Genomic DNA, 24185 nt, shown 5'->3' on the forward strand with positions numbered 1-24185 from the left:
TACTGCTTAGGCAGCGAATGTCAACGCAATAGTTAGGGGGCTTTGTAATTAATCACTGACCGGCCACGCGGGATCGTTCCCACGCTCCGCGTGGGAATGCAGCCGGGGACGCTCTGCGTCCGTTTTTTTTGAGAGCCGGGACGCAGAGCGTCCCTTGAGGCATTCCCACGCAGAGCGTGGGAACGATCATTGGAGAGAACGCGCTCTAGAAATCCCGCTTGTAGAAAATATCCAGCGAACTCGCCACGCCGCTCGCCGCTTCGACGTAGACCTTCTTGCTCAGCTTGTAGCGCAAGGCGATGGTGCTCGCCGGTTCGAAGACGCCGACGCCGTAGCGCAGGCTGAGTTTTTCGGAGATGTTGCCGCTGGCGACGACGCTGGTGTCATTGCCGCTGCCCTGGGTGTCGAGCTGGAAATCCTCGATGCCCAGATCCTTGGCCAGACCACTGGTGACCCCGGCGCTGCCCATCAGGCCCAGGCCCAGCGCGGCTTGCGCGAGCATGTTGTTGTCTTCGCCATTGGTGCTCAGCGGGCGGCCCAGCACCAGGTACGACAGCGCCTGTTCCTGACTCATCGCCGGTTCGGAGAAGATCTGCGTGGTCGGCTGTTCGGCGCTGCCGCTCAGGCGAATACCGGCGATGACGTCGTCGGTCTGGCGGATCGCTTCGATGTCCAGATACGGCTGGTCGATGGGGCCGGCGAACAACAGGCGCGCACGCCGCACCGTCAGGCGCTGGCCGTAGGCGCGATAGCGGCCGTCGTTGAGCCAGAGCTCGCCACGGGTGTCCATGTTGTCGCCGATGTGCACCTGACCTTGCAGATTGGCGGTCAGGCCGAAACCGGCAAAGCTCAGCTTGTCCTGGCCGACGATCACGTCGATGTCCATTTTCATCGCGATCGGTGGTTTGCCCTCTTCGGTCTGCGCGCCAACGATGATCGTGTCGTCGGAGACTTTTACCGTCGATGGCGGCAGCTCGCGCACGGTGATTTCGCCTTTCGGCACCAGCACCTTGCCAGCAACTTTCAGCTCATCGCCGGCCATGGAAATCTTCAGGTCCGGGGCCATTTCCAGTTTGGCGTAGGGCTCGACGCTGACCGGCAATTGCGTGCCCTTGAGCGCCAGATCGACCACCAGCGCCTGCCCCCAGGCGACGTTGCCGTTGAGGCTGCCCTTGCCAGTCTCGCCGCTGTTCCAGCCTCCGTCCAGGCGCATCGACTCGCCGGCGATCGCCGCAGTCAGTTGCAGATTCTGCAGCTCCATCGGCAGTTCGGCGCCGGACACTTCGCCATCGCTGAGCTGCACGGTGCCGTTGACCAGCGGTGCGAGCAAACCACCGGAGATCGTGCCACTGCCGTTGAGGCGGCCGGTGAGTTTCTCGACCATCGGTACAAACGGCCGCGCCACCGACAGATCGAGGCCGGAAAGACGGAAGGAGCCGCTCAGCGGTTTGTTTTTCGGCAGCGGATTGAGCTGCGCCTGGACCAGCAATTCGCCGAGTTTGCCGCCGACAAAATTGAGCTCGGTGTCGACCCGCTTGGGCGTGAGCTTGCTGCTGAATTTGAGGGTCTGGTAGGGGAAATCCAGCCAGCGATCCTTGTCGCGCACGCGCAGGGTGCCGCCGCTGGCATCGACACTGACCACGCCGTTCGGGCCGCTGGCGGGCAGGTCCAGTTGCAGATCGGCGTTGAGCCGGCCCTGCCAGGCGAAGTCTTTGGGCAGCCATTGCGCAAGGCTTTCGATCGGGAATTGCTTGAGGTGATAACGCAGCTTAGGCTCGGGCATCAGGCGCTGATCTTCGCCACACAGGCTGGCATTGCCGGACAGCCAGCAATGCGCGCCGAAATTGATCTGGCCGTCCGCCAGGCGCTCCATTCTGGCCGGGCTTTGCAGCTTCCAGTCCTGGCCACCGGCCTGAATGTCGCCACTGGCCAAGCGTCCGCGCCAGTTGCCCTTGTCGAGATTGCCGTCCAGACCCAGCGCCAGTTTCAGCTTCGGTCCGATCAGGTCGAGGTTGAGTTTCTGGCTTTTGATATCGCCCTGAGCACTGGCGGTCAGGGTGCCCAGCGAGGTGTCGCCGGTCTGAATGCCGCTGCCTTTGAGATTGATCTTCGCCCGCTGCGCACTGTCGAGCGTGGCGTCGAGGTTGAGGCTTTGCAGGCGATTGTCCTGAAAGGCCAGTTGCGAACCTTGCAGATCGAGCTTGCCCTGCGGGGCCTTCAGCGTGCCGGCGACGTTGATCTGACCGTTGACCTGACCGCGCAATTGCGGCCACAGCTGGGCCAGACGCGGCAGTTTGATGTCGATCTGACCGCCGAGTTTGTCCTGCAGGCTGCCCTTGCCATTGATGCTGTTGTCGCCGAGGCGGATCTGCAAGGCATTGAGGTTCCAGCGCTCACCCGCGCCGTCAGCCTTGGCCTGCAGAATCGCCGGTTGGCCGCGCAATTTGCCTTTGAGGTCGAGGTCGGCGCTGAGGCTGAGCTGATCATTCTTCATCTCGCCCTTACTCTTCAACGGCCCGGCCAGAGTACCCGGCAGTTCGGCGACCCAGTACGCCGGGTTGAGCGCCGACAGATCCAGCGCAGTATCCCAGGCGATGCCATCGGCGAAGCGCACATTCACGTGTCCTTCGGCCTTGCCCTGCCCGGCCTGCATGACCAGTTGCGGCAAGGCGATCTGTTCCAGACTGCCACTGAACGGACTGCTCAAGGTGAACGCCCCGGCCGGGCCATCCAACGCAGCGTCGAAGTTGCCGAGGTACTGACCGTCGGTGTAGGACACTTCGCCAGTGAAAGTACGCAATGCGACTTGTGGCTCGTCGATCTCCGGATAGAGCCGGTGCCACGGGAAGTCTTGCCAGTTGATATTGGCCTGGGCGCTGAGACCCTTGCTCCAGTCGACATTGCCGGTGAGCTTGAGGCTTTGCGTGTCGTTGGCGTTGAGGTCGAGGCCGGCGATCTGCGCGCCGTTGGCGTCAACCTTGCCCTTGAGCAGCAGCGCCACCGGTGATTTCTCGGCGGGCAACGATGCGTTGCCGAGCAGTTGATAACCGTTTTTCAGGTCGCCTTCGCCCGTGAGCACAAGCTGATTGAATTGCAGGGTGTCCGGCAGATCGGCGCTCGGCTTGAACGCGTCGCTGGTGATGCGCACCTTGGCCGGCAGGTTTTCCGCCAGCGCTTGCAGCTCGCCGTTCAACTGGCCGTCGAGGTAGCCGCGGCTGTCGGCGTGCAGGTTGAGGGTTTTCAGCAGATCACCTTCAACTTTCAGCGCCAGCGTCCACGGCTCGCTGCCGGGAGACGGCAAAGTCAAATCGCCCTGAATCGTCAGCGGCCAGTTGCCGCTCGGTTGCAGCAGGCCGGACAGGTTCAGGCTGAGCTCGTCGCGCTGCAATTTCACGCTGTCGATCTGCAGGCCTTGTGCGGTCCAGTGCGCCGCCAGTTGCAAGCCCTTGAGCTGTTCGCTGCCGTTGAACAATAGGCTGCCGACCTCGACGTCGCCCAATTCGATGGCCAACGGCAATTGCAGGTCCGGCAGTTTGATCGGGCCGCTCTCGGTGGTTTCTTCGCTCGGCGGGAATTGCAGGATCACCTGAGCGGCCTTGAGCTGATCGATGCACAAGGTCATGCGCGTCAGGCACAGCGGCGACCAGGCGAAGATTGCCTTGTTCAGCTCGACGCGGCTTGTGTCCTGCTGCCACACCAGGTGATCGGCACTCCACTGCCCAGCGAGGCGACCGTGGAAATTCTCCACGCTCAAGCCGGGCACAAGGCCCAGCGCCCAACGGCTGCCGGCCTGCGTGCCAAGCAGTGCGGCCAGGCTCAAGACAATCAACACGACCAGCGCCAACAGCGTCAGCGCCGTTATTTTCACACCACGCTTCACAGCTCAGGCCCCATGGAAAAGTGCAGCCGGATGCCGCCGTCGTCGTCCAGCGCATGGGCCAGGTCAAGGCGGATCGGCCCGACCGGCGAGACCCAGCGCACACCTACACCGACCCCGGTCTTGAGGTCGGGCAGTTCGAGTTTGTTGAAAGAGTTGCCTTGGTCGACGAAGGTCGCGACCCGCCATTTCTCGGCGATCGAATACTGATACTCGACGCTGCCGGCAATCATGTAACGGCCACCGATGCGGTCGCCGTCAGAGTTTTTCGGCGACAGGCTCTGATAGTCGTAACCGCGCACGCTCTGATCGCCACCGGCAAAGAAGCGCAGCGACGGCGGAATCGAGTTGTAGCCGTTGGTGGCGCTGCCGCCGACCTGCATGCGACCGAGCAAGCGGTGCTTGTCGAACACCGTGGTCAGGCCCTTGACCAGCGCGGTGCCGTATAGAAGGTTGTTGTCCGAACCGAGGCCTTCCTTGGCCACTTTGCTTTCGAAGCTCAGGCGATAGCCGTTACGCGGGTCGATGCGGTTGTCGCTTTTCAGATAGGAATAACTGATGCCGGGCATGAGCAACGTGCTCAGGCCGGAGTCGTCGCCGAGTTCGTATTCTTCACGTTGCCATTTCAGCGAGATCACCCGCTGCCAGCCGCTGGGCAACTTGCTGTGCCATTCCGGGCCGAACGTCAGCAGCTTGCTGAGGGTGTCGGAGCCTTCGATGTCTTCGAACTGATAGCCGCCGGCCCAGCGCAGTTTGTCGGTCAATGGCGGGTCGAGCGGGATGTCGTAAAACAGCCCGACGTTCTGCCGGGGCGCCGAGAGCTCGGCCTCCCAGCCATAGCTGTCGCCCTGCGGGTTGACCCAGTGACGCGTCCAGTTGGCCTTGATCCGTGGGCCGACGTCGGTCGAATAACCGAGGCCCAGACCCATGGTGCGCGGCTTGCGCGTGTCGAGTTTGACGGCGACCGGAATCACATCGTTCTGCGCTGCCGTCGGTGCCGCGTCGACGCGCACGCCTTCGAAATAGCCGCTCGATTGCAGATCGCGATTGAGTTCGGCGATCAGTTCCGAATCGTAAGGCTCGCCTGCCTTGAACGGCACCATGCGTTGCAGCAGGTCTTCGTCGAACGGCGTGTCGCCCTCGAAACTGACTTTGCCCAGCGCATAGCGCGGGCCGCTGTCGTAGATCAATTCGATGTCGGCCACGCCCGCGCGGGGATCGACCATGAGTTTCTGGCTGGTGAAATGACCGCTGAAGTAACCGAAGCGCGAGGCCTGATTCTGGATCACGCGCTTGGCGTCTTCGTAACGGCCATGGTTGAGCACGGCGCCGGACTTGAGCAGGTCGCTTTTCGGCACGCGAAAGGATTTCAGCGAGGCCGCCGGGCCGTCGACGCGCACGGTGACGTTGCGCAGGCGAATCGGCTCCGCCGGGATCGATGTTCAACACCAGACGCGGTTTTTCTCCGCCCTTGATGTCACTGTCGATCTGCGGCTGGTAGTAGCCCAGCGCCTGAGCCGCTTTGCGCGCCTGCTCTTCGGCGCCGCGACTGAAACGCAGCAAGGCTTCTTCGTCGCGATCGCCGAGGCTGCCGATATAGCCTTCTATATTGGCCTTGAGTTCATCGTTGGACGGCTTGATCCGTACATCCAATTCACTTTGCGCCAGCGCCGCGCAGCTGGATAACAGCATCAGCACGCCGCTGGTAAATCTTCGTGGAAACTTCATAGGCGCGGATGCTATCACGGGCTCGGGAGCCTGATAGAACAGGTAATTTGTGAAGAAGTTCGATCATTATCCCGTTGCTGTTTGTAACACCTGCGGATTGGCGTGGAAAAATACGTGTTCGCGCACCGGCCCGACGGCAACCTCGCCGATCTCCTGATAACCCTGCCTTTTATAGAATTCCAGGTAGCGCGGGTTGCCGGTGTCGAGCACCACGCCTTGCGATGTTTCATCAACGGCGCACCAGTTGTGCACGGCGGTGAGCAACTGTTCGCCGTAGTGCTTGCCCTGAAACTGCGGGTGCACACCGAGCAGCGGCAGCATGTGCACCGAGTCACCCGGCACGCATGCAGCAACGGCATCGTGGTATTCCAGATAACGCCGGGTGCAGCGAAAACCGGTGCTGAGCACCATGCGCAAGCGCCATGCCCAGCTTTCGGTAACGCCCAGGCGCCGTTGCGGCGGTGCGATCAGGGCGATGCCGATCAAGCGATCGTTGACCAACAGGCCGATTGCCGGCAGGTCCTGGAGAAAATGCTGTTTGACCAGCTCGCGCACCGTGGCGCGCACCCGTTGTTCATAGCCGGGACGTTCGGCTTCGAACAGGTAGCCGAAGGTCGGCTCGTGGCGATAGGCCTGATACAGCAACGAGCGGGCTTCGCGCGAATAGCCGCGGTCGAGCATATGGATGTCGGCAACGGCGGTCTGGGTTTCAGGCATTGCAGTGATTCTCCCCGGGGGCGCGCTCGTAGGCTGGCGCGCTTGTTGGTACGAACCTTGGGCGGATGTGGTGGTTCCCCTGACAGGTATAGACCAAGTCGGGATCTTCATCGATCTCGCCGGCCTCTTCGCGAGCAGGCTCGCTCCCACAGAGGCGCTGCATAGGGCATCACAAATCCCACAGGCCAAAATGATTTGTCCCACACTGGCCCATCTCCCCCATGTCAGCTAGCATCGCCCTTTTGCCAGGACTGCCGACCATGAAGATTGTTTCCTTCAACATCAACGGACTGCGTGCCCGTCCGCATCAGCTGGCAGCGCTGATCGAAAAACATCAGCCCGACGTGATCGGCCTGCAGGAAACCAAGGTCCACGACGACCAGTTCCCCCTCGAGGACATCCGCGCCCTCGGCTACCACGTGCACTTCCATGGCCAGAAAGGTCATTACGGGGTCGCCCTGCTCTCGCGCAACGAACCGATCGCCATCCACAAAGGCTTTGCCACCGATGAAGAAGACGCGCAGCGGCGGTTTATCTGGGGCACTTTTGCCGATGCCAACGGCGTGCCGGTGACGATCATGAACGGCTATTTCCCACAAGGTGAAAGCCGTGACCATCCAACCAAATTCCCTGCCAAAGAGCGTTTCTACAGCGACCTGCAAACGCTGCTGGAAAGCCAGTTCCACAATGAACAGCCACTGGTGGTGATGGGCGATGTGAACATTTCCCCGGAAGACTGCGACATCGGCATCGGCCCGGACAACATGAAGCGCTGGCTGAAAACCGGCAAATGCAGCTTCCTGCCGGAAGAACGCGAGTGGATGGCGCGCCTGAAAAACTGGGGCCTGACCGACAGCTACCGTCACCTCAATCCCGACGTGAGCGACATGTTCAGCTGGTTCGACTACCGCAGCCGTGGCTTTGAAGATGAGCCCAAACGCGGCCTGCGCATCGATGTAATTCTGGCTTCCCATGGCCTGCTGCCACGGGTCAAGGACGCCGGCGTGGACTACGAACTGCGCGGCATGGAAAAGCCATCGGACCATGCGCCGATCTGGCTTGAGCTGGCCTGAGGGAATTTTCATTGTGGGAGCGAGCCTGCTCGCGAAAGCGGTGGATCAGCGACAAATTTTTCGACTGACACGCCGCCTTCGCGAGCAGGCTCGCTCCCACAGGTAATCCCCTGTCATATTTCGGTCACGCGCCTGACTTAATCTCCCCGGCAATCCCCTTGGCTTGATTCGGTGCCGGCATGACCCTGCGTGTTCTCTGCGTTTTCCTGTTGAGTGGCTGGCTGTCGATCTACGCCGCCGCCCTGCCGATCCCCGAAAACGGCCCGGCATTGCGCATTCAGGGTTCCAACACCATCGGTGCCGATCTGGGTCCGGCGCTGGTCGAAGGCCTGCTGCAGGAACAAGGCCTGCTGAAAATCCACCGCGAAACCCCGGACACCGCCAACGAACAACGCATCGTCGGCCAGACCGCACAAGGGCAACGCGTCATCATCGAAGTCGCCGCTCACGGTTCCAGCACCGGTTTCGCTGCGCTGAAAAACGCCAGCGCCGATCTGGCCGCCTCTTCCCGTGAGATCAAGGACAGCGAACTGCTTGCCCTGCAAGCCCTCGGCGATCTGAAAAGCCCGGCGGCCGAGCAAGTCATTGCCATCGACGGCCTGGCGATCATCCTCAACCCGGCCAACCCGCTTGAGCAGTTGAACACCGAGCAACTGGCGCGGATTTTTGCCGGCGAAGTGAAAACCTGGGAAGAACTCGGTGGCCGTGGCGGCGCCATTCATTTATATGCGCGGGATGATCAGTCGGGAACATACGACACCTTCAAGGAACTGGTCCTGAGCCGGCGTGGGAAAAGTCTGAGCAGCGCGGCGAAACGTTTCGAATCCAGCGAGCAATTGTCCGATGCGGTCAGCAACGATCCGCAAGGTATCGGCTTCATCGGCTTGCCCTATGTGCGTCAAGCCAAAGCCGTAGCGATTGCCGACGGCGCGTCGCAAGCGATGCTGCCGCTGAACAGCCTGATCGCCACCGAAGACTATCCGCTGTCGCGGCGCTTGTTCTTTTATCTGCCGCCGGACAGCCGCAATCCGTGGGCGCAGGCGTTGGCCAGCTTTGCCCAGAGCCCAGAGGGTCAGGCGATCGTCGCGGCCAGCGGTTTTGTCAGCCAGACCGTACAAGCCATGAGCGTGGCGCCGAATGCGCTGATGCCCGAGGGTTACCAATCCCTCAGCCGGCATGCCCAGCGTCTGACAGTGAATTTCCGTTTTGCCGAGGGCAGCGCCAGTCTGGACAACAAGGCGCGGCAGGATCTGGCGCGGGTGCTCGACTATATAAAGCGCCATGGCAAGACCGAACGGGCGGTGACGCTGGTGGGGTTTGGTGATTTGAAGGATGACCCGGCGCGGGCCGATCTGCTGTCGAAGCTGCGAGCGATGGCGGTGCGGCGCGAGCTGGTCAAAAACGGTGTGGTCATGCGCGAAGTACGCGGCTTTGGTGCGCTGATGCCGGTGGCGACCAACAGCGCGGATGAAGGGCGGATCAAGAATCGGCGGGTTGAGGTTTGGGTGTATTGATCCTGATGTCGATGTGCTGAGTGTACAGGCCCTTTCGCGAGCAGGCTCGCTCCCACATTGGATCTGTGGCGTGCACAAATCTTGTGGGAGCGAGCCTGCTCGCGAATGAGGCGACGCGGTGTTACTGGCCGCTACGCATCATCTCCTTCGGCACATACTTGCCGATCTCGAACTTGCCAATCGCCGCGCGGTGCACTTCGTCGGGGCCGTCGGCCAAGCGCAGGGTGCGCTGCATCGCATACATATAGGCCAGCGGGAAATCGTTCGACACCCCTGCCCCACCGTGCATCTGGATCGCCCGGTCGATCACCCGCAAGGCCACGTTCGGTGCGACGACTTTGATCTGCGCGATCTCGCTTTTCGCCACTTTGTTGCCGACGGTGTCCATCATGTACGCCGCTTTCAACGTCAGCAGGCGCGCCATGTCGATCTCCATTCGCGAGTCGGCGATCTTGTCGATGTTGCCGCCCAGACGGGCCAGCGGTTTGCCGAATGCGGTGCGGCTCACCGAGCGTTTGCACATCAGTTCCAGCGCACGTTCGGCCATGCCGATCGAACGCATGCAGTGGTGAATGCGGCCTGGGCCAAGGCGACCCTGAGCGATTTCGAAGCCGCGTCCTTCACCGAGCAGGACGTTTTCGTACGGCACGCGAACGTTGTCGAACAGCACTTCGGCGTGACCGTGCGGTGCGTCGTCGTAGCCGAACACCGGCAGCGGACGGACGATTTTCACCCCGGGGGTGTCGACCGGCACGAGAATCATCGAGTGCTGGGCGTGACGCGGCGCGTCGGGGTTGCTCAGGCCCATGAAAATCAGGATCTTGCAGCGCGGATCGCAGGCGCCGGAAGTCCACCATTTCTTACCGTTGATCACCCACTGATCGCCATCGCGCACGGCCCGAGCGGCCATGTTGGTCGCGTCGGAAGATGCCACGTCGGGCTCGGTCATGGCGAACGCCGAACGGATCTCGCCGCGCAGCAGCGGCTCGAGCCAGCGCTGTTTCTGCTCTTCGTTGGCGTAGCGCACCAATACTTCCATGTTGCCGGTGTCCGGCGCCGAGCAGTTGAACGGCTCCGGCCCCAGCAGGGAACGGCCCATAATTTCCGCCAACGGCGCGTATTCAAGATTGCTCAGGCCGGCGCCCAGCTCGGACTCAGGCAGAAACAAATTCCACAGACCCTCAGCCTTGGCCTTGGCCTTGAGCTCTTCCATGATTGCGGTCGGCTGCCAGCGATCGCCCTCGGCGACCTGGCGTTCGAACACCGCTTCGGCCGGGTAAACGTAAGTGTCCATGAACGCAGTCACGCGCTCACGCAGTTCCTGAACCTTGGGCGAATAAGCGAAATCCATGGGTAGTTACCTTCTCGGGCAGAGGTTGTTCAAGTCATGCAATCGATGCTAGAACAGCGCTGATCATTTACCTAGCCTATTCTCGGCGTGTATAAACATTCATCACCAATATATGATCCGCTGATCGTCAGCCCCAAAACACTTGCACTTAATAACAAGAGAAGCCGCGTTATGAATCTGAGCAAGGTCGACCTGAACCTTTTCATCGTCTTCGACGCGATCTACACCGAAGCCAACCTGACCCGTGCCGGGCAGATTGTCGGCATCACCCAGCCGGCGGTGTCCAATGCCCTGGCGCGGTTGCGCGAAACCTTCAACGACCCGCTCTTCGTGCGTACTGCCCAAGGCATGGTGCCCACGCCGATGGCGCAAAACATCATCGGCCCGGTGCGCAACGCCCTGTCGCTGCTGCGCGTGTCGGTGCAGGAAAGCCGCATCTTCAACCCGGCGCAGGCGGCCAAGACTTATCGCATCAGCATGACCGATTTGACGGAGGCAATCATTCTGCCGCCCCTGTTCCAGCGCCTGCGCCGCCTGGCGCCGACGGTGATCATCGAAAGCTTTCTGTCCAAACGCCGGGAAACCACCAAGGAACTGGCCGCCGGGCGTTTGGATTTCGCTGTGGATGCGCCGCTCAACACCGACCCGCAGGTACGCCACGTCAAGCTGATGGATGACCGTTACGTCTGCGCCATGCGCAAGGGCCATCCGATGGCGGGCAAGGAAAAGCTCAGTCTCGATGACTATTTGTCGCTGACTCACATCCATATTTCCAGCCGCCGCAGTGGTCTGGGTTATGTCGATCTGGCGCTGGGCAAAATGGGCATCCAGCGCAAGATCGCCCTGCGCTCGCAGCACTATCTGATGGCCTCGCAAGTGATGCAGCAGACCGACATGGTCATGACCGTGCCGGAACGCTTCGCCCGCCGCCATGATCTGCAATCGTTCAATTTGCCGGTGAATGATGTGCCCTCGGTGGAAACGCACCTGTATTGGCATGAGAGCACCGACCAGGACCCGGCCAACCGCTGGATGCGCGAGCAGATGATCGAGTTGTGCCAACAGGTGACGGCGCAGGAGAAGAAGCTGGAGAAGGTGTAGGGCTTTTTTACCGCGTTATCGTTCTTCGCGAGCAGGCTCGCTCCCACAATGAATTGCATTTCATCTGAAGGAACGCGGTCGAATGTGGGAGCGAGCCTGCTCGCGAAGAGGCCTGTACGGACACCCCAAATCCATCCCGCTTGACGTAAACGTAAACCACCGATTAGCTTAGCGCCATGCCCCTTTTCCGAGCGCTTTCATGAGCAGTCAGACCTATAGCATTTCCGACCTCGCCCGCGAGCTGGACATCACCACCCGGGCGATCCGCTTTTATGAAGAGCAAGGCCTGCTCAGCCCCGAGCGTCGTGGCCAGGAACGTATCTATTCGCCGCGCGACAAGGTCACCCTGAAGCTGATCCTGCGTGGCAAGCGCATCGGTTTTTCCCTGGCCGAATGCCGCGAGCTGATCGAGCTCTATGATCCGTCCGGCGGTAACACCAAACAGCTCAACAGCATGCTGGCAAAAATCAGCGAACGCCGCGAACAGCTCGAACAGCAGTTGCTGGATATCGAACAGATGAAGCTTGAGCTGGATACAGCAGAAGAGCGCTGCGTGCAGGCATTGGAGCAGACGCTCAAGAGCCAGCAGGCGGTCTAGCCAACACTGGCGCCCCTGTGGGAGCGAGCCTGCTCGCGAATGCATTCTGTCATCCAACATTAACGGTGACTGATCCACCGCTTTCGCGAGCAGGCTCGCTCCCACAGGGTTCTTCGTGAACTAAAAAAACAGGCAGGTCCCACCCATGTCCCTCCCCTCCCAAGTACGCCTGATCGAAGTCGGCCCGCGCGATGGCCTGCAGAACGAAGCCCAACCGATCAGCGTGGCTGACAAAGTGCAACTGGTCGATGCGCTGAGCGCCGCCGGGCTCGGCTACATCGAAGTCGGCAGTTTCGTTTCGCCCAAATGGGTACCGCAGATGGCCGGCTCCGCCGAGGTGTTCGCGCAAATTCAGCGCAAGCCCGGCGTGACCTACGGCGCGCTGGCGCCGAACCTGCGCGGCTTTGAAGACGCGCTCGCCGCCGGGGTCAAGGAAGTCGCGGTGTTCGCCGCCGCCTCCGAGGCGTTCTCGCAGCGCAACATCAATTGCTCGATCAGCGAGAGCCTGGCGCGGTTTGCGCCGATCATGGAAGCCGCGAAACAACACGGCGTTACCGTGCGCGGTTATGTTTCCTGTGTGCTGGGCTGCCCGTATGAAGGCACGGTTGCGCCGGAGCAAGTGGCGATGGTCGCGCGCGAGCTGTACGCGATGGGCTGCTACGAAGTGTCGCTGGGCGACACCATCGGCACCGGCACGGCGGGCGCGACCCGGCGCCTGTTCGAGGTGGTCTCGGCGCAGGTACCACGGGACAAGCTTGCCGGGCATTTCCACGACACCTATGGCCAGGCCATGGCCAATATCTACGCCAGCCTGCTCGAAGGCATTGCGGTGTTCGACAGCTCTATCGCCGGCCTTGGCGGCTGCCCTTACGCCAAAGGCGCGAGCGGTAACGTTGCGACCGAAGACGTGGTGTACCTGCTCAATGGCCTGGGCATCGAGACCGGTATCGACCTGGACGCCTTGATTGCTGCGGGCCAGCAGATCAGTGCAGTGCTCGGCCGTCCAAGCGGTTCGCGAGTGGCCAAGGCACGCAGCGCGCAGTGAGGTGTTACCGCTGGGTCAGTGCTGTGGGCAAAAGCGAGTAACACGGAAACAAATTGTCTGGCTTTGCCCTGGGGTGAAAAAGCCAGAAAAACCTAAATCACTGATTTGTAAGGCTTTTTAAAAGTTGGCACGACACCTGCTATCTCTATGGCATAACAAGAATAAAAAGCCGCAAACCAATAAAAACAAGACGAAACGACTCTGACATAACAAGAACAACACGGCAGAGACGCAGCTAACAGATTTTTTTGGAGAAGGTGTGCTTTTCAGGGTGCTCTCAGGAGTGACCCGCAACCGGGCAGAGAACAATAAAACTACCTTCAGGTAGCTCCCGAATCGGTTGGATCGTTAAACGAGAAAGCAGATCAGCGCTCAAAAAAATACGTTTGCTCTTGACCCCGGATGGGGGTCGCCAAAAAGCTGTACAGGGCCACGGTTGCCAAAAACAACAACAGACCGACCCTCAATAATAAAAAGAGCACGCAACGACAAATTAAAGGGGAGCTTCGGCTCCCCTTTGTGCTTTCTGTGATTCCTGAATCCCCCGATCCCTGTGGGAGCTGGCTTGCCAGCGATTGCGGTAGAACATTCAACATTGATGCTGGCTGACCTGACGCCATCGCTGGCAAGCCAGCTCCCACAGGGTTTAGGTTACCGCTCGATTGTTTTCAGCTCCTCGATACTGATCTCACGCATCCTGAATTTCTGGATCTTGCCCGTCACCGTCATCGGAAACGCGTCGACGAATTTGAAGTAACGCGGTGTCTTGAAATGGGCGATGCGTTCCTTGCACCAGGCTTGCAGCTCCAGTTCGGAGGCGCTGTGGCCGGGGTGGAATTTGATCCAGGCGACGATTTCCTCACCGTAGCGCGAGCACGGAATACCGATCACCTGCACGTCCGCCACCGCCGGATGGGTGAAGAAGAATTCCTCCAGCTCACGCGGATAAACGTTCTCGCCGCCACGAATGATCATGTCCTTGTTACGCCCGGCGATGTTGACGTAACCCTCCTCGTTCATGCTCGCCAGGTCGCCGGTGTGCATCCACCCCGCCTCATCGATGGCTTCGGCAGTAGCCTGCGGGTTGTTCCAGTAGCCGAGCATCACGCTGTAACCGCGCGTGCACAATTCGCCAATGGTGCCGCGCGGCACAAGGTTGCCGGCGGTGTCGATGATCTTGCTTTCCAGTTGCGGCTGGGTGCGGCCGACGGTGGTGACGCGCAACTCCAGCTCATCCGCTGGCCCGGTCTGCAGCGACACCGGACTGGTTTCGGTCATGCCGTAGGCGATCTGCACTTCGCTCATGTGCATTTCCTTTATGACCCGGCGCATGACCTCAATCGGACAGGTCGCGCCGGCCATGATCCCGGTGCGCAGGCTCGACAGGTCGAAAGTCTGCCGCTGCGGCTGATCGAGCATGGCGATGAACATGGTCGGCACACCGTACAGCGCCGTGGCTTTTTCTTCGGAGACCGCTTGCAGGGTCAGCGCCGGATCGAAAGCGTCGTTGGGGTAAATCATCGTGCTGCCATGGGTGACGCAACCGAGGTTGCCCATGACCATGCCGAAGCAGTGATACAGCGGCACCGGAATCACCAGACGATCGGCAGTCGTCAGGCCGAGGCTTTCGCCGACCATGTAGCCGTTGTTGAGAATGTTGTAGTGACTGAGGGTCGCGCCCTTGGGGAAACCGGTGGTGCCGGAGGTGTACTGGATGTTCACCGGTTGATCGAAATGCAGACTGGCGCTGCGTTCGCGCAATTGATCGGGCGAGACGCTGACGGCCAGATCGCTGAGCTGCGACCACGGCAGAAAACCCGGCGGCGGATTGGCATCGAGGCTGATCACCCCGCGCAACTCCGGCAGGCGTTCGCTACGCAGCTGACCGATGGCGTGCTCAGCCAATTCCGGCGCCAGGCCCTGGAGCATTTCGTGGTAATTCGAGGTTTTGAACGCTCCGGCACAGACCAGCCACTGGCAGCCGGATTGCTTGAGCACGTACTCGAGTTCGGAGCTGCGGTAGGCGGGATTGATGTTGACCAGGATCACGCCGATCTTCGCCGTGGCGAACTGGGTGATGCACCACTGCGCGCAATTCGGTGCCCAGATACCCAGGCGATCACCGGTCTGCAAGCCCAGTGCGAGCAAGGCCCTGGCCTGCTCATCCACCGCCTCGGCCAGTTGCCGCCAGGAGTAACGCAACTGTTGATGGCGCACCACCAAAGCCTCGCCGTCCGGGTATTGCGCGACAGTCTGATCGAAGCGCTGACCGATGGTCATCGCCAGCAGGGCTTTGTCCTGAGAGCCACGGGTGTAGCTGCGCTGCGGGTTTGCACTGGGTAGATCCATGACGACCCCTATTGTCTTTATTAGTGGGTTTTCCCGGTTTTTGAATCCCTGTGGGAGCGAGCCTGCTCGCGAATACGCTGCGTCATTCAGCCTTGAGGGCGACTGATACAGCGCTTTCGCGAGCAGGCTCGCTCCCACCAGAAACAAACCGATATCTGATCCTGAACTGTCCTTACTCTCGCCCAAGTTGACGCTTACGTAAAGCCGATTGACAGTCGAACTCCGGAAGCTTTACGTTAACGTAAAGCTGAACGCCGATTCGTCGTGCGCTCCACCCGATAAAAAAGCCAAAAGGTGCCTCATGAGCTATCCATCCCTGAATTTCGCCCTCGGTGAAACCATCGACATGCTGCGCGATCAGGTGCAGTCCTTCGTCGCCGATCAGATCGCCCCGCGCGCCGCGCAGATCGACCACGACAACCTGTTCCCCGCCGACATGTGGCGCAAATTCGGTGACATGGGCCTGCTCGGCATCACCGTGCCGGAGGAGTACGGCGGCGCAGGTCTGGGTTACCTCGCGCATGTGGTGGCGATGGAAGAAATCAGCCGTGGCTCGGCGTCGGTGGCGTTGTCCTATGGCGCGCACTCCAACCTTTGCGTCAACCAGATCAACCGCAACGGCAACCACGAACAGAAAACCAAATACCTGCCGAAGCTGATCAGCGGCGAGCACGTCGGCGCCCTGGCGATGAGCGAGCCCAACGCCGGCTCCGATGTGGTCTCGATGAAGCTGCGCGCCGACAAACGCGGCGATCGCTTTGTACTCAACGGCAGCAAAACCTGGATCACCAACGGCCCTGACGCCAATACCTACGTGATATACGCCAAGACCGATCTGGAAAAAGGCCCGCACGGCATTACTGCGTTCATCGTCGAGCGTGACTGGAAAGGCTTCAGCCGCAGCAACAAATTCGACAAACTTGGCATGCGTGGCTCCAACACCTGCGAGCTGTTTTTCGATGACGTCGAAGTACCGGAGGAAAACATCCTCGGCGTGCTCAACGGTGGCGTGAAAGTGCTGATGAGCGGCCTCGATTACGAACGCGTGGTGCTTTCCGGTGGCCCGACCGGGATCATGCAGTCGTGCATGGACCTGATCGTGCCTTACATCCACGACCGCAAACAGTTCGGCCAGAGCATCGGCGAATTCCAGCTGATCCAGGGCAAAGTCGCCGACATGTACACCCAGCTCAATGCCAGCCGCGCCTATCTGTACGCGGTGGCACAGGCCTGCGAGCGCGGCGAAACCACCCGTAAGGACGCTGCCGGGGTGATCCTCTACACCGCCGAACGCGCCACGCAAATGGCCCTCGACGCGATCCAGATTCTCGGCGGTAACGGCTACATCAACGAATTCCCCGCCGGGCGCCTGCTGCGCGACGCCAAGCTCTACGAAATCGGCGCCGGCACCAGCGAGATCCGCCGCATGCTGATCGGCCGCGAACTGTTCAACGAAACGCGCTAAACGGAGCTGACCATGGCAACTTTGCACACTCAGCTCAACCCGCGCTCGGCGGAGTTCGCTGCCAACTGCGCGGCGATGCTCAAACAGGTCGACGCGCTGCACACCCTCCTCGCCCAAGTGGCGCAGGGTGGCGGTGTCAAAGCGCAGGAACGCCACACCTCGCGGGGTAAATTACTGCCGCGCGAGCGCATCAATCACTTGCTCGATCCGGGCTCGCCGTTTCTCGAAATCAGCCAACTGGCCGCCCATGCGGTTTACGGCGAAGACGTGCCGGCTGCCGGGGTGATCGCCGGGATCGGTCGCGTTGAAGGCGTCGAGTGCATGATCGTCGCCAACGATGCGACGGTGAAAGGTGGCTCGTATTACCCGCTCACCGTGAAAAAACACCTGCGCGCGCAGACCATCGCCCAGCAGAATCGCCTGCCGTGCATTTATCTGGTGGATTCCGGTGGCGCCAACCTGCCGCGTCAGGACGAGGTGTTTCCGGATCGCGAGCATTTCGGGCGGATATTCTTCAATCAGGCCAACATGAGCGCCATGGGCATCCCGCAGATCGCTGTGGTGATGGGTTCGTGCACCGCAGGCGGCGCGTATGTGCCGGCGATGGCAGACGAAGCGATCATGGTGCGCAACCAGGCGACGATTTTCCTCGCCGGCCCGCCGCTGGTAAAAGCCGCGACCGGCGAAGTGGTCAGCGCCGAAGACCTCGGCGGCGCCGATGTGCACTGCAAGACCTCCGGCGTGGCCGACCATTACGCCGAGAACGACGAACACGCCCTCGCCCTCGCCCGCCGCAGCGTCGCCAACCTCAACTGGCGCAAGCTCGGCGAGGTGCAGCAACGCACACCGATCGCGCCGCTGTACGCCAGCGACGAGTTGTACGGCGTGGTTCCGGCTGACGCCAAGCAGCCATTCGATGTGCGCGAAGTGATCGCGCGGCTGGTCGACGGTTCGGTGTTCGATGAATTCAAAGCGCTGTTCGGCACCACGCCACGCTGGTCTGCGGTTTCGCGCACTTGCACGGCTACCCGATCGCGATTCTGGCAAACAACGGCATCCTCTTCGCCGAAGCCGCGCAGAAAGGCGCGCACTTCATCGAACTGGCGTGCCAGCGCGGCATTCCGCTGCTGTTTCTGCAGAACATCACCGGTTTCATGGTCGGCCAGAAATACGAGGCCGGCGGCATCGCCAAGCACGGCGCGAAACTGGTGACCGCGGTGGCCTGCGCCAAGGTGCCGAAATTCACCGTGATCATCGGCGGCAGCTTCGGTGCCGGCAACTACGGCATGTGCGGGCGCGCTTACGATCCGCGTTTCTTGTGGATGTGGCCGAACGCGCGGATTGGCGTGATGGGCGCCGAACAGGCAGCCGGTGTGCTGGTGCAGGTCAAGCGCGAACAGGCCGAACGCAGCGGTCAGGCGTTTACCGCTGAACAGGAGACCGAGATCAAGCAGCCGATTCTCGATCAGTACGAAGAACAGGGTCACCCTTATTACTCCAGCGCTCGGCTGTGGGACGACGGCGTCATCGACCCGGCGCAGACCCGCGATGTACTGGCCCTGGCCTTGTCCGCGTCGCTGAACGCGCCAATCGAACCGAGCCGCTTCGGCGTGTTCCGGATGTGATGTTTTTTTGTGGGAGCGAGCCTGCTCGCGAATGCGCTCTGTCAGGCGGCGGATAGATCGACTGATACCCCGCTTTCGCGAGCAGGCTCGCTCCCACAAGAGCCGTGGAGACGGATGAATATGAGCGACTTCAATACCCTCGAACTGCAAACCGACCCACGCGGTTTCGCGACGCTGTGGCTCAATCGCGCCGAGAAAAACAACGCGTTCAACGCCGAGATGATCCGCGAACTGATCCTCGCCCTCGACAAGGTGGCCAGCGATTCGAGCCTGCGTTTCCTGCTGCTGCGTGGGCGCGGCAAGCACTTCAGTGCCGGCGCCGACCTGGCGTGGATGCAGCAATCAGCGGAACTCGATTACCACACCAACCTCGATGACGCCCGCGAGCTGGCCGAGCTGATGTACAACCTCGCCAAGCTGAAAATCCCCACGCTGGCCGTGGTGCAAGGCGCGGCGTTCGGTGGCGCGCTGGGCTTGATCAGTTGCTGTGACATGGCGATCGGCGCCGATGACGCGCAGTTCTGCCTGTCGGAAGTGCGCATCGGTCTGGCGCCAGCGGTAATCAGCCCGTTCGTGGTGCAAGCGATCGGTGAGCGTGCGGCACGGCGCTATGCGCTAACTGCCGAGCGCTTCAGCGGACAGCGGGCGCGAGAGATCGGCTTGTTATCCGAAAGCTATCCGGCCGCTGAACTTGAGCAGCACGTCGAACAGTGGATCGACAACCTGTTGCTCAACAGCCCCGCCGCGATGCGCGCCAGCAAGGACTTGCTGCGTGAAGTCGGCAACGGCGCGCTGACCCCGGCCCTGCGCCGCTACACCGAAAATGCCATCGCACGGATTCGCGTCAGCCCTGAAGGCCAGGAAGGCTTGCGCGCCTTTCTGCAAAAGCGCCCGCCGAGCTGGCAAGCCGCATCCACCAAGGAGTCGCGTTGATGAGCGCACCTGTGATTACCACTGTGCTGGTGGCCAACCGTGGCGAAATCGCCTGCCGGGTCATGCGCACCGCCAAGGCCTTGGGCCTGACTACCGTCGCTGTGCACAGCGCCACCGACCGCGATGCGCGCCACAGCCGTGAAGCCGATATCCGCGTCGATCTGGGCGGCAGCAAGGCTGCCGAGAGTTATCTGCAAATCGATAAATTGATCGCCGCCGCCAAGGCCAGCGGTGCCCAGGCGATTCATCCCGGCTACGGTTTTCTCTCGGAAAACGCTGGATTCGCCCGCGCCATCGAAGCCGCCGGGCTGATCTTCCTCGGCCCGCCCGCCTCGGCCATCGACGCGATGGGCAGCAAATCCGCCGCCAAAGCGTTGATGGAAAAGGCCGGTGTGCCTTTGGTGCCGGGCTATCACGGCGAGGCGCAGGACCTCGACACCTTCCGCGAAGCCTGCGAACGCATCGGTTATCCGGTGCTGCTCAAGGCTACGGCCGGCGGCGGTGGTAAAGGCATGAAAGTCGTCGAGGATGTCAGCCAACTGGCTGAAGCCCTCGCCTCGGCGCAGCGCGAAGCGCAATCGTCGTTTGGCGACTCGCGGATGCTGGTGGAAAAGTATTTGCTCAAGCCACGTCACGTGGAGATTCAGGTGTTCGCCGATCAGCACGGCAACTGCCTGTATCTCAACGAGCGCGACTGCTCGATCCAGCGTCGTCACCAGAAAGTCGTCGAAGAAGCCCCGGCGCCGGGCCTGACGCCCGAGCTACGCCGGGCAATGGGCGAAGCGGCCGTGCGTTCAGCGCAGGCAATCGGTTATGTCGGCGCCGGCACCGTGGAGTTTTTGCTGGATGCGCGCGGCGAGTTTTTCTTCATGGAGATGAACACGCGGCTGCAGGTCGAGCACCCGGTGACCGAAGCAATCACCGGGCTTGATCTGGTCGCCTGGCAGATTCGCGTCGCCCGTGGGGAAACGCTGCCGATCACTCAGGCGCAGGTGCCGCTCAATGGTCATGCGATCGAAGTGCGTTTGTATGCCGAGGATCCGGCGAATGATTTCCTGCCGGCCACCGGGCGGCTGGACTTGTATCGCGAATCGGCACAGGGCGCGGGGCGGCGGGTGGACAGCGGCGTTGAGGAAGGTGACGAGATATCGCCCTTCTACGACCCGATGCTCGGCAAGCTGATTGCTTGGGGTGAAGATCGCGAACAGGCGCGCTTGCGTCTGTTGAGCATGCTCGACGAGTTTGCGATTGGCGGGCTGAAGACCAACATCAATTTCCTGCGCCGGATCATCGCGCATCCGGCGTTTGCGGCGGCAGAGCTGGATACCGGGTTCATTCCGCGCTATCAGGAGCAATTGCTGCCAGCACCAGGCACGTTGAGCGATGAGTTCTGGCAGGCGGCGGCGCAGGCGTTTGCGCAGAGTCTGCCGCAGCGTGCTCGGGCGGATGATCCCGCTTCGCCGTGGGCTTCAGGTGGCGGATTGCGAGCAGGTTTGCCGGCGCAAATCACCTTGCATTTGAGTTGCGAGGGACAGGATCGCGCGTTGACCTTGAGAACTGCGGCCCATGCAAAACTGCTGGGCGAAGCACTAATCGTCGAGCATGACGGCGTGCGCCGCACATTGCGGGCGATTCGTCAGGCTGGCGCGTTGTATCTGGAATGGGACGGCGAGTTGCGGCGCATCGAAGCGTTCGATCCGATCAGCGCCGTCGAGGCCAGCCACAGCCATCAGGGCGGTCTGACCGCGCCAATGAACGGCAGCATCGTACGCGTGCTGGTCGAAACGGGACAGTCGGTTGAGGCCGGGGCGCAACTGGTGGTGCTGGAAGCCATGAAGATGGAACACAGCATCCGCGCGCCGCAGGCCGGTGTGATCAAAGCGCTGTACTGCCAGGAAGGCGATATGGTCAGTGAAGGCAGCGCTTTGGTTGAACTGGAAGAGGGATGAAATAAAAGGATCGATCCTGGCCTTGAGCGAGGATCGATCCGTTCAGTAACGCGCCGTTGCCTGAACCACCACGCCGATGATCCGGCATTCATCGGTGAGCAGGGTTTTCGGCCAGGTCGGATTGAGCGGCACCAGGTAACGCTGGCCGGCCTGTTCGTCGAGTTTGCGGAAAATCGCCTCTTCGCTGTCCGGCCACTGGGCGATCACCAGTTTGCCAGGCACTGCCTCCAACTCCGGATCGACCAGAATCAGCATGCCCTCGGCAACGCTCTGGCCGCTCGGCGCGGTCATCGAATCCCCCGTCACCGTCAGCCAGAACGCCGCACCGCCGCGAGCGTGGTAATCCGTCAGTTCGAAGCGCTGCTTCGCTGATGCTCCGGGATAGCTCGCCGCAGTGTCACGCACTTCGCACGGTGCACGCCAATCGCAGACCGGATAACGGAAGTACGGGTTGTACTTCTGCGCCAGCGGCATCTCGTCTTCCGGCGTCGGCTGCGGTTCGCGAATCACCAGAACGACTTCGAGGAAGTCCATTCCCAGCGCCTTGAGCACGCGGTTCATTTCGGTAACACCGGGTTCGCGACGCTTGTTCAGCCAATGACCGATCCCGCCCTGGGACATGCCGACGCGCTCTCCGAGCTCTGTTTGAGTGACTTTGAGTTCACTCATCTTGGCCTTGACCAACTCAATCCATTTATCCATGTGCCGCACCTTACGCGGACGTCTTCGACCGGCAAAACACATATTGTAGTATTTAAATCCTAGTCACAAATACAGGCGGTACTATCCTAGAGGAACGGACTTTCAATCGAACATGGAGTGACGTTTCATGATGAACATCAGCAGCAAAGACATGCCCGATCTGCAAATTGACACCAGCTTCACCTCCCCTCAGGGCAATGCCGCCGCACAGCGCGCGCTGGACTACTACTTGAAACCGACTGTTTCGAAATCCGAGACGGACGAACGTTTTTTCAATGTCAAAGGCCATCTCAGCGGCGAGGAAGCACTGGTGCATGCCTCGGATCTGTTGCGATGTGCGGCCGCCACCGCGTTCAAGGCCGCAGAAAACCTGCAAGGCACCAGTCGCGATCTGGCCTTTTCGGTGGTGCACATGGTGGATATGGCGCGGGCGATGGTCGACCATTCGATCGACAACGATGAAGTCACGGCGGACAAGGTACGGGCGGACAGGAAAGAATTTTCCCATCGCGCAGATAAAAACATTTGACTTGCAAATGATAATGATTATTATTGCAAGCAGCTGGTCGCGAGATCAGTCGATGGACCAGAGACCTTAGGTCGGTCTTCTGGACTATCTCCTCATCAGGCTAATCACGGTTTTTGACCCGGCTTTTTGCCGGGTCTTTTTTTGCCCGTTTTTCGGGCTTGTGTCTTCAGGCTAATGAAGTCTTTGGGTGCTGCAAATTCGATGGCGCGGATAATATCAAAAGAATATTGATTGGCAAGCCGAGCCCAGCCACATTGGGCGAAACTAATGGCAATCAGCACTTGAGAATCAATCGCATAGCCTCTAAGCTGCTGGCGCGTCACGGAAGACGCCCCCCGCTACACCCGCGATTCCCCTCGGTTTCAGCCCTGCCTGCGTGTAAAGTACCGGTCATAAAAATCCTGATCAGGAACCGACCATGACCGTGGCCAAATCTTCGTTCGACATCAGCGCCAATTTCGACAGCGGCAATATCCAAGTCATCGATATCAGCAACCCGCTCAGTCCCGTCCTGGCCATCCGCCCGGACACCCGCAGCGCTCATTTTCAGTGGTTCCACTTCAAGGCCAGCGGCCTGCATGTGCACCAGGAACACTGGTTCCGCCTGGTCAACGCCAGCCAATCGACCTACAGCAAAGGCTGGCCGGGCTATCAAGCGGTGGCGTCGTATGATCACGTCAACTGGTTCCGCATCCCTACCAGCTTCGAAGGCGACAGCCTGCGCTTCTGCCTCGAAGCCGAACAGACCCACGCCTGGTTCGCCTACTTCGAACCCTACAGCCGCGGCCGTCACAATTGGTTGATCGAGCAAGCGCTGAGCAAGGCTGGCACCGAATTGCTGGCGACCGGCAAAAGTGTCGAGGGCCGCGACATTCAGCTGCTGCGCAAAGGTACCGGTGCCGAAGGCCAGCGCAAGATCTGGATCATCGCCCAGCAGCATCCGGGCGAGCACATGGCTGAATGGTTCATGGAAGGTGTGATCGAGCGTCTGGAGCGCCAGGACGATCCGGTATTGAACAAACTGTTGGCCAGCGCCGATCTTTATCTGGTGCCGAACATGAACCCGGACGGCGCGTTCCACGGCCACCTGCGCACCAATGCCATGGGGCAGGACTTGAACCGGGCCTGGCGGAACGCCAGCCAGGACATCAGCCCGGAAGTGCTATTCGTTCAGCAGCAGATGCAAAAGTATGGCGTCGATGCGTTTATCGACGTACACGGCGACGAAACCATACCTCACGTTTTCACCGCCGGCTGTGAAGGCAATCCTGGTTTTACGCCGCGCATCGAAAAGCTTGAAGAGCATTTCCGCAGCCACTTGAAGCACACCACCAAAGACTTCCAGACCACCTATGGCTACACCCGCGACGAACCGGGACAGGCCAACATGACCCTGGCCTGCAACAGCGTCGGACAGAAATACGACTGCCTGTCGCTGACCCTGGAGATGCCGTTCAAGGACCACGACGACCACCCGGACAAGATCACCGGCTGGTCGGGCAAACGTTCCAAGCAACTGGGTAAAGACGTGTTGACCACCCTCGCCGACATGGTCGACACCCTGCGCTGATCCCCTTCCCTGCAACAACAAAAGATCGCAGCCGGCCTGCGATCTTTTGCGTTATAGGG

At 60.7% G+C, this 24185-nt stretch carries 16 protein-coding genes and 2 pseudogenes; 11 read left to right on the top strand and 7 right to left on the bottom strand.

What is annotated here, in order from left to right:
• Window positions 1-205 precede the first annotated feature (205 nt).
• From ACZ9BE_RS14455 to ACZ9BE_RS14465, 3 genes and pseudogenes are all read right to left on the bottom strand, one after another.
• Window positions 206-3880 carry a translocation/assembly module TamB domain-containing protein gene (locus tag ACZ9BE_RS14455; RefSeq protein WP_476249604.1) on the bottom strand — a complete coding sequence of 1225 codons (3675 nt, stop codon included), beginning with the start codon at window positions 3878-3880 and terminating at the stop codon, window positions 206-208.
• Window positions 3877-5605, bottom strand: a pseudogene (locus tag ACZ9BE_RS14460) (autotransporter assembly complex protein TamA). The gene ACZ9BE_RS14455 and the pseudogene ACZ9BE_RS14460 overlap by 4 nt, the downstream one beginning before the upstream one ends.
• A gap of 66 nt (window positions 5606-5671) precedes the next feature.
• On the bottom strand, window positions 5672-6322 hold the full coding sequence (locus tag ACZ9BE_RS14465; protein WP_041477100.1) for a GNAT family N-acetyltransferase: 651 nt from the start codon (window positions 6320-6322) through the stop codon (window positions 5672-5674).
• 260 nt (window positions 6323-6582) lie between these two features.
• Between ACZ9BE_RS14465 and xthA the strand changes: the two genes are divergently transcribed.
• Both xthA and ACZ9BE_RS14475 read left to right on the top strand, forming a co-directional pair.
• Window positions 6583-7395, top strand: a complete 813-nt coding sequence (xthA, locus tag ACZ9BE_RS14470; RefSeq protein WP_258706925.1) for an exodeoxyribonuclease III — start codon at window positions 6583-6585, stop codon at window positions 7393-7395.
• A gap of 179 nt (window positions 7396-7574) precedes the next feature.
• A complete protein-coding gene (locus ACZ9BE_RS14475) occupies window positions 7575-8909 on the top strand; it encodes a substrate-binding domain-containing protein (protein ID WP_476249605.1) in 1335 nt (444 codons plus the stop codon).
• A 121-nt stretch (window positions 8910-9030) separates the two neighbouring features.
• On the opposite strand, the gene ACZ9BE_RS14480 is transcribed toward ACZ9BE_RS14475, so the two are convergent.
• On the bottom strand, window positions 9031-10260 hold the full coding sequence (locus ACZ9BE_RS14480; protein ID WP_024013435.1) for an acyl-CoA dehydrogenase: 1230 nt from the start codon (window positions 10258-10260) through the stop codon (window positions 9031-9033).
• 171 nt (window positions 10261-10431) lie between these two features.
• Here ACZ9BE_RS14480 and ACZ9BE_RS14485 point away from each other — a divergent pair, with 171 nt between their 5' ends.
• The 3 genes from ACZ9BE_RS14485 to ACZ9BE_RS14495 all read left to right on the top strand — a co-directional run bounded on the left by ACZ9BE_RS14485 (window position 10432) and on the right by ACZ9BE_RS14495 (window position 13004).
• Window positions 10432-11361: a LysR family transcriptional regulator gene (locus ACZ9BE_RS14485; protein ID WP_056788837.1), complete on the top strand. Its 930-nt coding sequence runs from the start codon at window positions 10432-10434 to the stop codon at window positions 11359-11361.
• 199 nt (window positions 11362-11560) lie between these two features.
• Window positions 11561-11959 carry a MerR family transcriptional regulator gene (locus ACZ9BE_RS14490; RefSeq protein ID WP_039763349.1) on the top strand — a complete coding sequence of 133 codons (399 nt, stop codon included), beginning with the start codon at window positions 11561-11563 and terminating at the stop codon, window positions 11957-11959.
• Window positions 11960-12104: 145 nt separating this feature from the next.
• The gene (locus ACZ9BE_RS14495; RefSeq protein WP_137214772.1) at window positions 12105-13004 is read left to right on the top strand and encodes a hydroxymethylglutaryl-CoA lyase; all 900 of its coding nucleotides are present in this window, start codon (window positions 12105-12107) and stop codon (window positions 13002-13004) included.
• A 651-nt stretch (window positions 13005-13655) separates the two neighbouring features.
• On the opposite strand, the gene ACZ9BE_RS14500 is transcribed toward ACZ9BE_RS14495, so the two are convergent.
• Window positions 13656-15353 carry an AMP-binding protein gene (locus ACZ9BE_RS14500; protein WP_476249606.1) on the bottom strand — a complete coding sequence of 566 codons (1698 nt, stop codon included), beginning with the start codon at window positions 15351-15353 and terminating at the stop codon, window positions 13656-13658.
• A 301-nt stretch (window positions 15354-15654) separates the two neighbouring features.
• Between ACZ9BE_RS14500 and ACZ9BE_RS14505 the strand changes: the two genes are divergently transcribed.
• The 4 genes and pseudogenes from ACZ9BE_RS14505 to ACZ9BE_RS14520 all read left to right on the top strand — a co-directional run bounded on the left by ACZ9BE_RS14505 (window position 15655) and on the right by ACZ9BE_RS14520 (window position 21325).
• On the top strand, window positions 15655-16818 hold the full coding sequence (locus ACZ9BE_RS14505; protein WP_130903010.1) for an isovaleryl-CoA dehydrogenase: 1164 nt from the start codon (window positions 15655-15657) through the stop codon (window positions 16816-16818).
• A gap of 12 nt (window positions 16819-16830) precedes the next feature.
• A pseudogene (locus ACZ9BE_RS14510) lies at window positions 16831-18443 on the top strand (carboxyl transferase domain-containing protein).
• 120 nt (window positions 18444-18563) lie between these two features.
• On the top strand, window positions 18564-19376 hold the full coding sequence (locus tag ACZ9BE_RS14515) for a gamma-carboxygeranoyl-CoA hydratase (RefSeq protein WP_476249607.1): 813 nt from the start codon (window positions 18564-18566) through the stop codon (window positions 19374-19376).
• Window positions 19376-21325: an acetyl/propionyl/methylcrotonyl-CoA carboxylase subunit alpha gene (locus tag ACZ9BE_RS14520; RefSeq protein WP_476249608.1), complete on the top strand. Its 1950-nt coding sequence runs from the start codon at window positions 19376-19378 to the stop codon at window positions 21323-21325. The genes ACZ9BE_RS14515 and ACZ9BE_RS14520 overlap by 1 nt, the downstream gene beginning before the upstream one ends.
• A gap of 42 nt (window positions 21326-21367) precedes the next feature.
• On the opposite strand, the gene ACZ9BE_RS14525 is transcribed toward ACZ9BE_RS14520, so the two are convergent.
• The gene (locus tag ACZ9BE_RS14525) at window positions 21368-22027 is read right to left on the bottom strand and encodes a LexA family protein (protein ID WP_071172928.1); all 660 of its coding nucleotides are present in this window, start codon (window positions 22025-22027) and stop codon (window positions 21368-21370) included.
• Window positions 22028-22157: 130 nt separating this feature from the next.
• Between ACZ9BE_RS14525 and ACZ9BE_RS14530 the strand changes: the two genes are divergently transcribed.
• The gene (locus ACZ9BE_RS14530; protein ID WP_056789870.1) at window positions 22158-22556 is read left to right on the top strand and encodes a DUF6124 family protein; all 399 of its coding nucleotides are present in this window, start codon (window positions 22158-22160) and stop codon (window positions 22554-22556) included.
• A 104-nt stretch (window positions 22557-22660) separates the two neighbouring features.
• Here the strand turns inward: ACZ9BE_RS14530 and ACZ9BE_RS14535 are convergent, their stop codons facing one another.
• Entirely contained in the window at window positions 22661-22879 is a 219-nt protein-coding gene (locus ACZ9BE_RS14535; RefSeq protein ID WP_143979101.1) for a hypothetical protein, read from the bottom strand.
• A 95-nt stretch (window positions 22880-22974) separates the two neighbouring features.
• Between ACZ9BE_RS14535 and ACZ9BE_RS14540 the strand changes: the two genes are divergently transcribed.
• On the top strand, window positions 22975-24126 hold the full coding sequence (locus ACZ9BE_RS14540; protein ID WP_095182092.1) for a M14 family metallopeptidase: 1152 nt from the start codon (window positions 22975-22977) through the stop codon (window positions 24124-24126).
• Window positions 24127-24185 lie beyond the last annotated feature (59 nt).

The sequence above is a fragment of the Pseudomonas sp. TE9122 genome (assembly GCF_056278925.1).

Coding starts and splice junctions, on each gene's coding strand:
- ACZ9BE_RS14540 (WP_095182092.1), top strand. CDS start 22,975: ATGACCGTGGCCAAATCTTCGTTCGACATCAGCGCCAATTTCGACAGC.
- ACZ9BE_RS14475 (WP_476249605.1), top strand. CDS start 7,575: ATGACCCTGCGTGTTCTCTGCGTTTTCCTGTTGAGTGGCTGGCTGTCG.
- ACZ9BE_RS14520 (WP_476249608.1), top strand. CDS start 19,376: ATGAGCGCACCTGTGATTACCACTGTGCTGGTGGCCAACCGTGGCGAA.
- ACZ9BE_RS14505 (WP_130903010.1), top strand. CDS start 15,655: ATGAGCTATCCATCCCTGAATTTCGCCCTCGGTGAAACCATCGACATG.
- ACZ9BE_RS14465 (WP_041477100.1), bottom strand. CDS start 6,322: ATGCCTGAAACCCAGACCGCCGTTGCCGACATCCATATGCTCGACCGC.
- ACZ9BE_RS14500 (WP_476249606.1), bottom strand. CDS start 15,353: ATGGATCTACCCAGTGCAAACCCGCAGCGCAGCTACACCCGTGGCTCT.
- ACZ9BE_RS14485 (WP_056788837.1), top strand. CDS start 10,432: ATGAATCTGAGCAAGGTCGACCTGAACCTTTTCATCGTCTTCGACGCG.
- ACZ9BE_RS14515 (WP_476249607.1), top strand. CDS start 18,564: ATGAGCGACTTCAATACCCTCGAACTGCAAACCGACCCACGCGGTTTC.
- ACZ9BE_RS14530 (WP_056789870.1), top strand. CDS start 22,158: ATGAACATCAGCAGCAAAGACATGCCCGATCTGCAAATTGACACCAGC.
- ACZ9BE_RS14480 (WP_024013435.1), bottom strand. CDS start 10,260: ATGGATTTCGCTTATTCGCCCAAGGTTCAGGAACTGCGTGAGCGCGTG.
- xthA (WP_258706925.1), top strand. CDS start 6,583: ATGAAGATTGTTTCCTTCAACATCAACGGACTGCGTGCCCGTCCGCAT.
- ACZ9BE_RS14495 (WP_137214772.1), top strand. CDS start 12,105: ATGTCCCTCCCCTCCCAAGTACGCCTGATCGAAGTCGGCCCGCGCGAT.
- ACZ9BE_RS14525 (WP_071172928.1), bottom strand. CDS start 22,027: ATGGATAAATGGATTGAGTTGGTCAAGGCCAAGATGAGTGAACTCAAA.
- ACZ9BE_RS14490 (WP_039763349.1), top strand. CDS start 11,561: ATGAGCAGTCAGACCTATAGCATTTCCGACCTCGCCCGCGAGCTGGAC.